This window comes from Paraburkholderia ginsengisoli NBRC 100965, from assembly GCF_000739735.1.
Taxonomy (GTDB): domain Bacteria; phylum Pseudomonadota; class Gammaproteobacteria; order Burkholderiales; family Burkholderiaceae; genus Paraburkholderia; species Paraburkholderia ginsengisoli.
Genome location: NZ_BBJF01000006.1, coordinates 483015 through 495917 on the forward strand (window position 1 = coordinate 483015; position 12903 = coordinate 495917).

Sequence of the window (12903 nt, forward strand, 5' to 3'; positions counted from 1 at the left end):
GGCATCGCTCAGTGCTGCTCGAAACGCTCGTAGCGCTTTTCCGTCGAGCGTTCTTCGCCGCTCACTTCCGTCACGCGCGCCGCCGGAGGCCCATGACGCAGCCACGACAACATCCGGTCGACCTGATTGGCCGAGCCCTGCAGCATTGCTTCGACAGAACCGTCGTCGAGGTTCGCGACCCATCCCTTGATGCCGAGCGCGTGCGCCTGCCGCACGGTCGCGTGGCGAAAGCCGACGCCCTGCACCATGCCGCGCACTCGCACGTAATACGTTTCGATCCGCTGATCCAGATCCGGGGCCATGCCGTCTTCTCCTCACAATCTTTCAAGCCGGCATTCTAGTCGCGTCGCGCGAAGGCTGCTCGACACATGACGGTACACGCGGCGTGCGCGCCACGTACAATCCGTCGACTGTCATGCAGGGAATGGAAACAGAATGACCGAACAGAATCGCGATCTCGTGCTCGTGACCGGCGCTTCCGGCTTTGTCGGCTCGTCGGTGGCGCGCATCGCGCAACAGAAGGGCTTCAAGGTGCGCGTGCTGGTGCGCGCCACCAGTCCGCGCCAGAACGTCGAGGCGCTGGACGCGGAAATCGTCGTCGGCGATATGCGCGACGAAGCGTCGATGCGCAACGCGCTGCGCGGCGTGCGCTATCTGCTGCACGTCGCCGCCGACTATCGGCTGTGGGCGCCGGACCCGAGCGAAATCGAACGCTCGAATCTCGAAGGCACCGAGGCGACCATGCGCGCGGCGCTGAAGGAAGGCGTCGAGCGCATCGTGTACACAAGCAGCGTGGCGACGCTCAAGGTGACGAGTTCCGGCCAGTCTGCCGACGAAACCTCGCCGCTCAAGCCCGATCAGGCGATCGGCGTGTACAAGCGCAGCAAGGTGCTGGCCGAGCGCGCGGTTGAGCGCATGATCGCCGAGGACGGGCTGCCGGCGGTGATCGTCAATCCGTCCACGCCGATCGGTCCGCGCGACGTGAAGCCGACGCCGACCGGACGCATCATCGTCGAAGCGGCGCTCGGCAAGATTCCGGCGTTCGTCGATACCGGCCTGAACCTCGTGCATGTCGACGACGTTGCGGCCGGCCACTTTCTCGCGCTCGAACGCGGCAAGATCGGCGAGCGCTACATTCTCGGCGGCGAAAATCTGCCGCTCCAGCAGATGCTCGCGGACATCGCGGCGCTGACCGGCCGCAAGGCGCCGACGCTCAGTTTGCCGCGCTGGCCGCTCTATCCGCTCGCAATGGGCGCGGAAGCAGTCGCGAAGATCACGAAGCGCGAACCGTTCGTCACGGTCGACGGCCTGAAGATGTCGAAGAACAAGATGTACTTCACGTCGGCGAAGGCGGAACGCGAACTCGGCTATCGCGCGCGGCCTTATCGCGAAGGATTGAGCGATGCGCTCGACTGGTTCCGGCAAGCCGGCTATCTGAAGCCCTGACGCGCGCATCCCGCCTTCATCGGCACGCCGCGCCGGATCGTCCGGCGCGGCCGTAAGCATTTTGTTACAAGTCCCGCGCTTGCGGCAGGTCAAAGCCTACGCGCAGCAGGTAAAATCGCGGGTCTTACCAGAGAAACCTCGCATGAACCTTCACGAACAGCTCGGCGCGCTGGAAACGGGCGTCGATCAGCTCATTCAGGCTGTCGTGGCCCAGCAGCCCGAAAACATCCCCGAGACACACGCGCAGACCGCTGCGCCGCAAGAGGCGCCGGCGGATCACGTCGCGCCCGAATCCACGGCGCAGACGACGGCGGCTGAGACAGCGGCGCCGGCAGCCGTCGAGGACAACGCGCCGGTCTCCGACGAACCGGCTGGCGAACTCACGAACGCACTGACGGACGAGCCGTCGACGGAGCAGCCGCCTGCGGACAAGCCGGCCGCGCAATTCCAGCCGACGCTCGAAATCAATCGCCCCGCGCGCGACGAGATCACGATGACGATCGGCGACCAGACGGTCGCGCTGCGCCCGGACCAGATCGGCAAGCTGATCGAGGAACTGTCGAATGCGCGTGCGTCGATGACGCCGGAGCAGCCACCGGGCATTCCGCCGGGCTGGCAATTCGTGTCGACGAAAAACCCGGTCATGGCGGTGCAGAAGCAATCGAACGGCGACCGCCTGCTGGTGATGCGCCATACCGGCCACGGCTGGGTACCGTTCACGTTTTCGCCCGACGTGGTGATTCAGCTGTACATGCTGCTCACCAAGTGACAAAAAAAACGGCGCCGTAGCGCCGTTTTTTTTGTCCATCGACCTCAACCGTGCGGGGCCATCAACGCTCCTGCACCGGGGCCTGAACCCGCGCCTTCCACTGACCGCCCTTGCCGCGCCAGTACCGCACCGCCGACGCGAACGTCGCGCCGACATAGAACAGCGCGACCAGCGGCAGAAACGGCGCCCACAACGGCGAGCGCCGGTAGTAGCTGAGCATCGGCGCATACGCGCAGCACATCGCCGCCCAGGCGAGCCACGCGGGCCAACCCAACGGGCCGAGCACCAACGCGGCAACCGGCGGCATCAGATAAATGATCGTCATGCCGGCCAGCGTGCCCGCCAGCAGCAGCGGCGAGTAATGCAGCTGCGTAAAGGCGGTGCGCGCAATCATGTTCCAGATCTCGCGCCAGCTATCGTACGGACGCAGCGACACGCTGCGCGCCGCCACGTCCAGCCGAATCGGATGACGTCCCATGCCACGGTGCTTGATACGCGCGGCGAGACTGCAATCGTCGATCAGCTCGGCGCGAATCGACTCGATGCCGCCCGCCTCTTCGAGCGCACTGCGGCGAACCAGCATGCAACCGCCCGCCGCCGCCGCAGTGCGGTTGCGCGGATTGTTGACCCACGCGAACGGATACAGCTTCGCAAAGAAGAACACGAAGGCCGGGATCAGCGCCTTTTCCCAGAACGAATCGCAGCGCAGACGGACCATCAGCGAGACGAGGTCGCGCTTTTCCACATCCGCGCGGGCGACGAGCTGCTTGACCGCGTCGGCGGGATGGCCGATGTCGGCGTCGGTGAGCAGCAGGTAGTCGGCGGGCAAGCCGAGCGCGCGCACCGCCTCGATGCCCTGCGACTGCGCCCACACCTTGCCCGACCAGCCCGGCGGCAGCGGCTTCGCGCTCAACACCGTGAGACGGTCCGGGCACTGCAGCTGCAACGCGGCCGCGCGGGCGGCGTCGGCGGTGCCGTCGGTGCTGTGGTCGTCGACGACGATCACGTGGAACGCGCCCGCATAGTCCTGCTGAAGCAGCGTCGTAACCGCCTCGGCGATCACATCGACTTCATTGCGGGCGGGCACCACGGCGGCGACCGCCGGCCACGTCGCGCGCGGCGCGACGGTCAGCGGCGCGGCGGGACGCGCCCGCCAGAAACCACCGCGCCCGAACAGCAGCACGCCCCAGATCAGCAGGGAAACACACGAAAGAACAAACAGAACCGCCGCCATTAAGCTTTACCCTCGATTGATTGCGTCTGTACGCCGACGCGCCGCGACAGCAGCATCACCGCTGCGCGCAGCGCGACCACGCACCAGTCAAACGCGTTGAGCACCGGACGCTCGCGAAACACGTCGTAGCCCGCCTTCTCGATGCGCTCCAGAAAGCGCAGGCCGCCATGCACTGCGCCGCACAACTCGATACCCAGCCGTCCCGGAATCCGCAACGCGAGCGGCGCGCTGCGCGCCAGCATGTTCCGCACGAACGACACCTCGTGCGCCATCAGCGCGCGCCACGCGTCGTCGACGATGCCGTGGGCGATCTGCGACTCGGTCACGCCGAAGCGCCGCAGGTCGGCGAGCGGCAGATACACGCGGTCCTTTTTCCAGTCGACGGCCACGTCCAGCCAGAAGCTGATTAGCTGAGACGCCGTGCAGATCGCGTCGGCGTCGGCGAGATTTTGCGGCGTGGCCGCGCCCACCAGATGCAGCATCAGATGCCCGAGCGGGTTCGCCGAGCGGCGGCAATAATCGAGCAACGCGGCGCGGTCCGCATAACGGCTGGTGTCGATGTCCTGCGCGCACGCGTCGAGCAGATCGTAGAACGGCGCGAGCGGCAGTTTATACTGAGCCACCACGCCAGCAAGTTTGCCGAACAGCAGCGGATGAACCGGCGCGACGCGCCGCTCAGCCACCGCGTCGAGGCCAGCCCGGAGGTCGGCGAGGCGGGCATGCCGCTCGGCCGCGCTCCAGTCGGCTTCGTCGGCGATATCGGCCGCGGTGCGGACAACCTGATAGATAATGTCGACTGGCGCGCGCAGCGCCTTCGGCAGCAACACGCTCGGGATCGGAAAATTTTCGTACTGTTCGACGTCCATCCAGCGAGCCTCGAAACCATTCTGTAATGCGGCGCCGATGCGCGTCGCAGGGACCTCGTAGTTTAAGGGTTCCGTCAAAGCGGTGCAGCGTGCAATCATTACCGCATGCACGAACGGCGCGGCCCGCGAAGGCCGGCCGCAACTGCGGCAGCCGCCCAACACAAGGGGCGCGCCAAAAGCAAAGCTGGGCTGATAGCGTTAGAATGCGCGTTTGGTTTTGCTGTACCGGCCCGTCGCCGGGGCTCAAGACGTCAACTAACTAGATGGTCGCGGCGATAAAGTCAGAGTTACCGGCTTGTTCGAAACCCGCGTCAGTCGGAGTTCGCCAACTTATGCGAGTCATCCTTGCTCAGCCCCGCGGCTTTTGTGCGGGTGTTGTTCGCGCAATCGAGATCGTCGATCGCGCGTTACAGCAACACGGCGCGCCCGTGTATGTACGTCACGAGATCGTCCACAATCGCCACGTGGTCGACAATCTGCGCCAGAAAGGCGCGCGCTTCGTCGAGGAACTCGATGAAGTACCGCAAGGCGCCGTGGCGATTTTCAGCGCGCATGGCGTTGCTCAAACCGTCGAACGCGATGCTGACGCGCGCGGCCTCGACGTGCTCGACGCCACCTGCCCGCTCGTGACCAAAGTGCATGTGCAAGGTCGTCAATATGTGGGCGCCGGCCGCACGCTGATTCTGATCGGCCATGCGGGGCATCCGGAAGTGGAAGGCACGATCGGTCAGATTCCAGGCAAGGTACTGCTCGTGCAGAGCGAGGCCGAGGTCGCGCATCTGGACCTGCCGCTCGACACGCCGCTCGCGTATGTCACGCAGACCACGCTGTCGGTCGACGACACGCGCGGCATCATCGACGCGCTGCTGCGCCGCTTTACCAACATCGTCGGCCCCGATACACGCGACATCTGCTACGCGACGCAAAACCGCCAGGCGGCGGTTCGCGAGCTGAGCAAGCAGGTCGACGTGCTGCTGGTAGTGGGCGCGACCAACAGTTCCAACTCGAACCGGCTGCGCGAGATCGGCAGCGAAAGCGGCGTGGCGAGCTACCTCGTCGCCGACGGTTCGGAAGTGAAGCCGGAATGGTTTGCCAACGCGCAGACCGTCGGCATTACCGCCGGCGCTTCGGCGCCGGAAGAGATGGTGAAGAACGTGATCGATGCGCTGAGCGCATTGGGGCCCGTCGATGTCACGACGATGGCGGGCCGTGAAGAAAAAGTCGAATTCAAGTTGCCATCGAAGCTGATGCAACCACTCGCTGCACGCGAAGTTTAAGGAGGACGTCTTGTCTATTCCGCTGCTACAGAAAGTCCGGGTCGGCGCATACATCATGCGTCAGCACATGTCCGGCAACAAACGCTACCCGCTCGCACTGATGCTGGAGCCGCTGTTCCGCTGCAATCTCGCCTGCAATGGCTGCGGCAAGATCGATTATCCGGACCCCATCCTTAATCAGCGTCTGTCGCTGGAAGAATGCCTCGGCGCTGTCGACGAATGCGGCGCGCCGGTGGTGTCGATCGCCGGTGGCGAGCCGCTGCTGCACAAGGAAATGCCGCAGATCGTCAAGGGCATCATCGCGCGCAAGAAGTTCGTGTACCTGTGCACGAACGCGCTGCTGATGGAAAAGAAGATGGACGACTACGAGCCGAATCCGTACTTCGTCTGGTCGGTCCACCTGGACGGCGACAAGCAAGCCCACGATCACTCGGTGTCGCAGGACGGCGTGTACGAAAAGGCCGTGGCCGCGATTCGCGAAGCGAAGCGCCGTGGCTTCCGCGTGAACATCAACTGCACGCTGTTCAACGACGCCGTGCCGGAACGCGTGGCCGCATTCTTCGACACGCTCGGTCCGATGGGCGTGGACGGCATCACCGTCTCGCCGGGTTACGCGTATGAACGCGCGCCGGATCAGCAGCACTTCCTGAACCGCGACAAGACCAAGCATCTGTTCCGCGAAATCTTCAAGCGCGGCAACAACGGCAAGAACTGGTCGTTCAGCCAGTCGGGCATGTTCCTCGACTTCCTCGCCGGCAATCAGACGTACGAATGCACGCCGTGGGGTAACCCGGCGCGTACCGTGTTCGGCTGGCAGAAGCCGTGCTATCTGGTCGGCGAAGGTTATGTGAAGACCTTCAAGGAACTGATGGAAACCACGAACTGGGACAACTACGGCACCGGCAACTACGAGAAGTGCGCGGACTGCATGGTCCACTGCGGCTTCGAAGCGACCGCCGTGATGGACACGGTCGCGCATCCGTTGAAGGCGCTGAAGGTCAGCCTGCGCGGGCCGAAGACCACGGGCGAGTTTGTCAAAGACATTCCTTTGGACAAGCAGCGTCCTGCCGAGTACGTGTTCTCGCGTCACGTCGAGATCAAGCTCGAAGAAATTCAGCGCAGCGGCAAGGGCAAGAAGGTGCAGACGGCGACCGCCGCGCACTGATGCCTGGACGGGGCGGCTTCATCTGCCTCGTGGTTTGCGCACAACAAAAAAGCGCGGTGGCTAAACGGCCACCGCGCTTTTTCTTTTGCTGCGCTGAATCGGTTGAATCAGTCGGACGTCACGCGCCGCGCGCGTTATGTGCGGTGAGGAACTTGATCAGCCCGTCGATCCCGCCTTTGGCGATCTGATCGGCGAATTGCGTCTGATACACCTGGATCAGCCATGCGCCCATCATGTTGATGTCGTAGATCTTCCAGCCGGACGGACCCTTGGTCAGCCGATAGTCGATCGCGTCGTCACCGCCGTTGCTGAGCACGTGCGACTGCACGACGACATCCGTTGCGCCCGCCGCCACGCTCACCGGCTGGAATTTGAACTTCACGTCCTGATCGCGCAGTTGCGAAAGCGATGCAGCATAGGTGCGCACCAACAGCAGCGTAAACTGCTCGTACAGTTGCTTCTGCTGCTCGGGCGTCGCGGTCGACCACGCCTTGCCGACCGCGATCCGCGTCGTGCGCTGGAAGTCGGTGGCCGGCACGAAGCGCGTCTGGACCAGGTTGGTGATCTTCGCCATGTCGCCGCCGCGCGCCGCCGGGTCGGCTTTCATCGCGGCGACCGTGCCTTCGACGGCACTTTTTACTACCGCATCCGGTGCGGTTTGCGCATACGCCGCCGTTGACACCACGGCCGCAGCCAGAAAAGCAGACAGATAACGTTTCATACGTTCGTCAGGACCTGAGAGAAGTAAGCGCCGCCGGGCTAGCGAGCCCAAGGCGAAAGCAGGATAGACCAGTATACCGAGATTGCGTTCCCGCCCCGGAAAGCCGTCGCGGGAGCCGTACTTGCTACCGAAGTCGGGTTAGAGCGCTCCAGCTCTGTATACTTGTGCACTTTCGTCAAAAACAACACCCGTGATAAGGCTACGTTCGCCTACATGCTGAAGTCATCTATTGTCCGTCTCGTCGCCTCTTCGGTGCGTCATCCGCTCAGGGTCATCGCACTGTCGATCGTGCTCGCCGTTTTGAGCAGCTTCTATGTTGTACATAACTTCAAGATCAACACGGACATCAGCCGCCTGATCGAGACCGACAAGCAATGGTCGGCGCTCGAAAATGCGCTGGACCAGGCCTTCCCCGATCGCGGCGATACCGTGCTGGTGGTCGTCGAAGCGCGCGCGCCCGAGTTCGCCGATGCCGCGGCCAACGTGCTGACTACCGCGCTCAAAGCCGACCCGAAGGAATTCGTCGCGGTCTCGCAGCCGGCCGGCGGCCCGTTCTTCGAACACAACGGCCTGCTGTTCCCGTCCACCGACGAGGTGATGTCCACCACCTCGCAACTCGTCCAGTCGCGTCCGCTCGTCAACGCCCTCGCCCACGATCCGAGCCTGACCGGCCTCGCCGGCACGCTGACCACGAGCCTGCTGCTGCCGCTCCAACTGGGTCAGGTGAAGCTCGCCGACATGAGCCATCTGCTATCGCAAAGCGCGAACACGCTCGATCTGGTACTGGCCGGCAAGCCCGCCGCATTCTCATGGCGCGCGCTGGTCGACAAGAGCGCCGCCACCGATCCGGCGCGCGCGTTCGTGATCGTGCAACCGGTCGTCAACTACGACGCGTTGCAGCCGGGCGCAAACGCATCGCGAGCGATTCGCGAGACCGCCGCGTCGCTGCATCTCGACTCGCGCTACGGCGCGACGATCCGCCTGACCGGCGAACAGCCGCTCGCCGACGAAGAGTTCGCCTCGGTCCAGGACGGCGCGGTGCTCAACGGGATCGGCACGTTCATCGTCGTGCTGGTGATTTTGTGGCTGGCCTTGCGCTCGGGCCGCATGATCGCCGCCGTGTTCATCACGCTGTTCGTCGGACTCGCGATCACTGCCGCGCTCGGCCTGCTGATGGTCGGCGCGCTCAACATGATCTCGGTCGCGTTCATGGTGCTGTTCATCGGGCTCGGGGTCGACTTCGGCGTGCAGTTCGGCGTCAAGTACCGCGAGGAACGCAACCGCGACAACCGGCTTTCCGCCGCGCTGATGCACACCGCGCACAGCATCGGCGTGCCGCTGACGCTCGCGGCCGTAGCGGTCGCACTGAGCTTCTTCTCGTTCCTGCCGACCGCTTATCGCGGCGTGTCGGAGTTGGGGCAGATCGCGGGCGTCGGCATGTTCGTCGCGTACCTCACCAACATGACGCTGCTGCCGGCTCTGCTGAAAGTCTTCAACCCGCCGGGCGAAGCCGGCTCGCCGGGCTTCAAGCAACTCGCGCCCGTCGACGATTTCCTCGATCATCATCGCCGGCCAGTGTTGATCGGCACGCTGATCGTCGTGATCGGCGCGACGCCATTACTCACGCACTTGCGCTTCGACTTCAACCCGCTGCATCTGAAGGACCCGCATACGGAGTCGATGGCGACGCTGCTGTCGCTGAAGGATTCGCCGGAAGCCGCCGTCAACAACGTGCATACGCTGGCGCCGTCGCTCGAAGAAGCCGACCGGATCGCCCAGCGTTTGCGCGCGCTGCCGGAAGTCGGCCGCGTCACCACGCTGAGCACGTTCATTCCGAGCGAGCAGCAGCAGAAGATGATGCTGATCGCGAGCGCCGCGCAGCAACTGCTGCCCGCACTGCAGCAGCAACCTGCGCCGCAGGCGACTGACGCCGTGCGTGTCGATGCGCTCAAGCGCGCGTCGAACCAGCTGTCGCTCGCCGCCGAAGATCATCCGGGCCCGGGCGCCGCCGAAGCCGAGCATCTGTCGGCGACGCTGAAAAAGCTCGCCGCCGCCGATGCCGCCACGCGCGACCGCGCCGAAACCGCGATGTCAGAGACGCTGCGCATCGCGTTGAAGCAGCTGGAAAACCTGCTGCAGCCGAGCGAAATCACCCGCGAAAATCTGCCGAAGGCGATCTCGGCCGCGTGGGTGTCGAAGGACGGCCGCGCGCTCGTCGACATCGCGCCGAAGGTCAAACCGGGCACCGACCCGGGCGACGACGCGATGCTCGCCCGCTTCGCCCACGCGGTGAAGAAGGCGGAGCCGGGCGCGATCGGCGGGCCGATTTCGATCCTGCACTCGGCCGACACGATCATCAAGGCGTTCCTGCAAGCCGCTGCTTACGCGCTGCTGTCGATCGCGATCCTGCTGTGGGTCGCGCTGCGGCGCCTCGGCGACGTGCTGCGCACGCTGGTGCCGTTGCTGGTATCGGCGCTCGTCACCCTCGAACTGTGCGTGGTTTTCGGCATGCCGCTGAACTTCGCGAATATCATTGCGCTACCGCTGATGCTCGGAGTTGGCGTCGCATTCAAGATCTACTTCGTGATGGCTTGGCGCAACGGCCAGACCGGCCTGTTGCAGTCGAGCCTGACGCACGCCGTGCTGTTCAGCGCGGCGACAACGGCGACCGCGTTTGGTAGCCTCTGGCTGTCGCACCACCCAGGGACGTCCAGTATGGGACGGCTGCTGGCGCTTTCGCTGCTCTGCACGCTGATCGGCGCCGTGGTGTTTCAACCTGTGCTCATGGGCAAGCCGCGCCAACGTCGCGCGAAGCAAAAAGGAATATAAGCATGATGCTGCGTAACACCGCGCTGGCGCTCGCCGCCACGGGTTTGATCTCCGGTTGTGCGACCGGTCCCGACCGCAAGCCCGGCGACCCGTTCGAACCGGTGAACCGGGTCGTGTTCAATTTCAACGACGGGGTGGACCGCTATGTCGCGGTGCCGGTGGCGAAGGGCTATCAGAAGGTGACGCCGCAGCCGTTGCGCACGGCCGTCAGCAACTTCTTCTCGAACCTCGGTGATCTGAGCAACGCGGCGAACGCGCTGCTGCAATTGAAGTTCACCGACGCGACCGAAGACATCATGCGCTTCGCGTTCAACTCGGTGTTTGGTCTCGGCGGCCTGCTCGACTGGGCGACGCCCGCCGGCCTGCCGAAGCACCATCAGGACTTTGGGCTGACGCTGGGGCACTGGGGCATTCCGTCGGGTCCGTATCTGGTGCTGCCGCTGTTCGGGCCGAGCACCGTGCGTGACAGCATGGGCCTCATCGTCGATGTGAAGTTCAACCCGCTCAACTACATGGAACCGGCGGTGCGTAATCCGCTGTACGTGCTGCAGTTCGTGAGCGTGCGCTCCGACCTGCTCGGCGCCACCGATCTGCTGCAGCAAGCGGCGCTGGACAAATACTCGTTCGTGCGCGACGCCTACACGCAGCAGCGCCGCGCGCGTCTGCGCGGCACCAGCGACAACGCCGCGCCGCTGCCTGACTACGACGACCAGGGTGACTCGGGCGCGGCGGCTCCTGCGGCCGGCGCACCGGCTGCGGGCTTGCCGAACTACGCGGACCCGGGCGACGCCGCTGAAGCCCCGAACGCGGCCTCAGGCGCGGCCACGGGCGCGCCGGCGGGCGTACCGGACTACTCGGATCCGGGCGACGCGCCGGCCAGTGGCGCAGCGGGCGCGACGCCTACCGCACCGGCTACGGCGCCAGCACCCGCGTCAGAGACACCGGCGCCGACGCCGGCGCCCCAAACCGCTCCGGCCGACGACAAACAGCCAGCTACGGCACCGGTTGCGCAATAGGGAAATGGGGTTTGGAAAAGCGCTGACGAAGAGATGAAAGCGCTGCGGGACGCCCAGAGTGGGCGTCCCGCGAAGACTGGCTTGATGCTGGTAAAGCTGAGCGGAATTGAAGTAGCGGTTCGGCACGCGAAGCGCCGCTGACCACCTCCCGCCCCGCCCGCACTCCGGTGGCCAACCAACCGCCTCAATGCAGGCTATCCGCCTCGGCGCGCGCCGCCGCTCTCTCATCTTCGACCGCCACCGCGCTCTGCGGCACCTGCCGCGAACTCTCGCGATAGCGGGCAAACGTCTCTTCCGCGTAACGGATCTGCGTGCGTCCGTGAGGCGCAGGCTCGCCGTTCTCATCGAGATTGACGAACACCATTTTCTCCACAGTCAGGATGCTTTTGCGCGTGATCTTGTTGCGCACTTCGCAGCGAAGCGTGATCGACGTGCGCCCGAAATGCGTGGCGGTCATGCCGAGTTCGATGATGTCGCCCTGACGCGCGGAACTGACGAAGTTGATCTCGGACATGAACTTGGTCACGACGCGCTGGTTGTCCAGTTGGCAGATCGCGTAGATGGCCGCTTCTTCGTCGATCCAGCGCAGCAGGCTACCGCCGAACAACGTGCCGTTGGGGTTCAGGTCTTCGGGCTTGACCCACTTTCTGGTATGGAAATTCATTTTGGTACTCCGTGTTTGGGGCAGCCAGGTCGGCGCGCTTGCGTCTTCGACCTAGGGTTAACACTGACATTGTACCAAATAAGGGTTTTCACTAGTATTTCAATAGCCACTGAATTGGGCGGGCGGCCCGTACCTCCGCGCCAGGTGGCATGCCGAACGGCGTACGATGAACCGCTTCCCTCAGCGGACAGCCGCGATCCGCAACGCCCCAGCCTCGCCCATTGCCCGCCGCGCCTGCACCAACGAAATCCGCGCGGCGCGGGCATCGACGGCAACCTGAAGAAGACCGCGCAGCTGCGACGGCTGGCGCAGCAACTCCCGCAGAATCGGACCGATTGCCGTACTGCCGTCGTCGCGCAGACCGGCCGTGGCGGCGGAAGGCAGCGTGCGCCACGCCGGATCGACGATCGCCCGGCACACGGCAAACGGCACGCCGTGCGCAGCGGCCGTCGCGCCGGCGATGTGCGATTCCATGTCGACCGCCAACGCGCCGGTCGAGCGATGCAGCGCGCGCTTGTCGTCGGCCGACACCAAAGGCGCGGTGACCGCCACCATCAGGCCGCGTTGCAGACGCGCGGCAAGCGGCCCTGCCGCTATCGCGGCAGCGAGCTTCCCGGCCCAGCGACGATCGGTGTCGATGCGCCCGAACGGCCCCTCGACGGCATCCGCGACGATCAGTGCGCCCGATTCCAGCTCCGGCGCCAAACCGCCCGCCGTGCCGAAACTGACGATGCCCGAACAGCCGCGCGCGACAGCCGCCGTCAACGCACGCTCCAGCAGATCGGCGCGCGCCGCGTACACCACCTCGACGCCCTCGCCGCGCGCGATCCGCGCCTCGAATGCCATGCCCGTCACCACGATCACCGGCAAGCTGTTACGGTCGGCCTCGGCTGACTGCGTTGTCGAAAGCGGCATC

General features: G+C 64.9%; 12 protein-coding genes. 6 read left to right on the forward strand and 6 right to left on the reverse strand.

What is annotated here, in order from left to right; translation table 11 throughout:
* Positions 1 to 8: 8 nt before the first annotated feature.
* Entirely contained in the window at positions 9 to 302 is a 294-nt protein-coding gene (locus tag BGI01S_RS15160; protein WP_042326567.1) for an acylphosphatase, read from the reverse strand.
* A 133-nt stretch (positions 303 to 435) separates the two neighbouring features.
* On the opposite strand from BGI01S_RS15160, the gene hpnA reads away from it, so the two are divergent.
* Entirely contained in the window at positions 436 to 1446 is a 1011-nt protein-coding gene (hpnA, locus tag BGI01S_RS15165) for a hopanoid-associated sugar epimerase (protein WP_042326568.1), read from the forward strand.
* 142 nt (positions 1447 to 1588) lie between these two features.
* Positions 1589 to 2215 carry a hypothetical protein gene (locus BGI01S_RS15170; protein ID WP_042326569.1) on the forward strand — a complete coding sequence of 209 codons (627 nt, stop codon included), beginning with the start codon at positions 1589 to 1591 and terminating at the stop codon, positions 2213 to 2215.
* A gap of 61 nt (positions 2216 to 2276) precedes the next feature.
* On the opposite strand, the gene BGI01S_RS15175 is transcribed toward BGI01S_RS15170, so the two are convergent.
* Together BGI01S_RS15175 and hpnC are read right to left on the reverse strand one after the other, a co-directional pair.
* Positions 2277 to 3449, reverse strand: a complete 1173-nt coding sequence (locus BGI01S_RS15175) for a glycosyltransferase (RefSeq protein ID WP_042326570.1) — start codon at positions 3447 to 3449, stop codon at positions 2277 to 2279.
* Entirely contained in the window at positions 3449 to 4315 is an 867-nt protein-coding gene (gene hpnC / locus BGI01S_RS15180; RefSeq protein WP_042326571.1) for a squalene synthase HpnC, read from the reverse strand. The genes BGI01S_RS15175 and hpnC overlap by 1 nt, the downstream gene beginning before the upstream one ends.
* Before the next feature lie 332 nt (positions 4316 to 4647).
* On the opposite strand from hpnC, the gene ispH reads away from it, so the two are divergent.
* Together ispH and hpnH are read left to right on the forward strand one after the other, a co-directional pair.
* Positions 4648 to 5592, forward strand: coding sequence for a 4-hydroxy-3-methylbut-2-enyl diphosphate reductase (gene ispH / locus BGI01S_RS15185; protein WP_042326572.1), 945 nt, complete (start codon positions 4648 to 4650; stop codon positions 5590 to 5592).
* Positions 5593 to 5602: 10 nt separating this feature from the next.
* On the forward strand, positions 5603 to 6757 hold the full coding sequence (gene hpnH, locus BGI01S_RS15190; RefSeq protein ID WP_042326573.1) for an adenosyl-hopene transferase HpnH: 1155 nt from the start codon (positions 5603 to 5605) through the stop codon (positions 6755 to 6757).
* Between the two features lie 118 nt (positions 6758 to 6875).
* Here hpnH and BGI01S_RS15195 read toward each other — a convergent pair whose 3' ends face one another.
* Positions 6876 to 7478, reverse strand: a complete 603-nt coding sequence (locus BGI01S_RS15195) for an MlaC/ttg2D family ABC transporter substrate-binding protein (RefSeq protein ID WP_042326574.1) — start codon at positions 7476 to 7478, stop codon at positions 6876 to 6878.
* Positions 7479 to 7691: 213 nt separating this feature from the next.
* On the opposite strand from BGI01S_RS15195, the gene hpnN reads away from it, so the two are divergent.
* Positions 7692 to 10307 (forward strand): hopanoid transporter HpnN, encoded by a 2616-nt coding sequence (gene hpnN / locus BGI01S_RS15200; RefSeq protein ID WP_042326858.1) that lies wholly within the window; start codon positions 7692 to 7694, stop codon positions 10305 to 10307.
* 2 nt (positions 10308 to 10309) lie between these two features.
* On the forward strand, positions 10310 to 11323 hold the full coding sequence (locus BGI01S_RS15205) for an MlaA family lipoprotein (protein WP_042326575.1): 1014 nt from the start codon (positions 10310 to 10312) through the stop codon (positions 11321 to 11323).
* 184 nt (positions 11324 to 11507) lie between these two features.
* On the opposite strand, the gene BGI01S_RS15210 is transcribed toward BGI01S_RS15205, so the two are convergent.
* Both BGI01S_RS15210 and BGI01S_RS15215 read right to left on the reverse strand, forming a co-directional pair.
* A complete protein-coding gene (locus tag BGI01S_RS15210; protein ID WP_042326576.1) occupies positions 11508 to 11987 on the reverse strand; it encodes an acyl-CoA thioesterase in 480 nt (159 codons plus the stop codon).
* A gap of 180 nt (positions 11988 to 12167) precedes the next feature.
* Positions 12168 to 12902 (reverse strand): phosphorylase, encoded by a 735-nt coding sequence (locus BGI01S_RS15215; protein ID WP_042326577.1) that lies wholly within the window; start codon positions 12900 to 12902, stop codon positions 12168 to 12170.
* Position 12903 lies beyond the last annotated feature (1 nt).

Coding starts and splice junctions, on each gene's coding strand:
- BGI01S_RS15215 (WP_042326577.1), bottom strand. CDS start 12,902: ATGCCGCTTTCGACAACGCAGTCAGCCGAGGCCGACCGTAACAGCTTG.
- BGI01S_RS15210 (WP_042326576.1), bottom strand. CDS start 11,987: ATGAATTTCCATACCAGAAAGTGGGTCAAGCCCGAAGACCTGAACCCC.
- BGI01S_RS15170 (WP_042326569.1), top strand. CDS start 1,589: ATGAACCTTCACGAACAGCTCGGCGCGCTGGAAACGGGCGTCGATCAG.
- BGI01S_RS15195 (WP_042326574.1), bottom strand. CDS start 7,478: ATGAAACGTTATCTGTCTGCTTTTCTGGCTGCGGCCGTGGTGTCAACG.
- BGI01S_RS15175 (WP_042326570.1), bottom strand. CDS start 3,449: ATGGCGGCGGTTCTGTTTGTTCTTTCGTGTGTTTCCCTGCTGATCTGG.
- hpnN (WP_042326858.1), top strand. CDS start 7,692: ATGCTGAAGTCATCTATTGTCCGTCTCGTCGCCTCTTCGGTGCGTCAT.
- hpnA (WP_042326568.1), top strand. CDS start 436: ATGACCGAACAGAATCGCGATCTCGTGCTCGTGACCGGCGCTTCCGGC.
- BGI01S_RS15205 (WP_042326575.1), top strand. CDS start 10,310: ATGATGCTGCGTAACACCGCGCTGGCGCTCGCCGCCACGGGTTTGATC.
- hpnC (WP_042326571.1), bottom strand. CDS start 4,315: ATGGACGTCGAACAGTACGAAAATTTTCCGATCCCGAGCGTGTTGCTG.
- ispH (WP_042326572.1), top strand. CDS start 4,648: ATGCGAGTCATCCTTGCTCAGCCCCGCGGCTTTTGTGCGGGTGTTGTT.
- BGI01S_RS15160 (WP_042326567.1), bottom strand. CDS start 302: ATGGCCCCGGATCTGGATCAGCGGATCGAAACGTATTACGTGCGAGTG.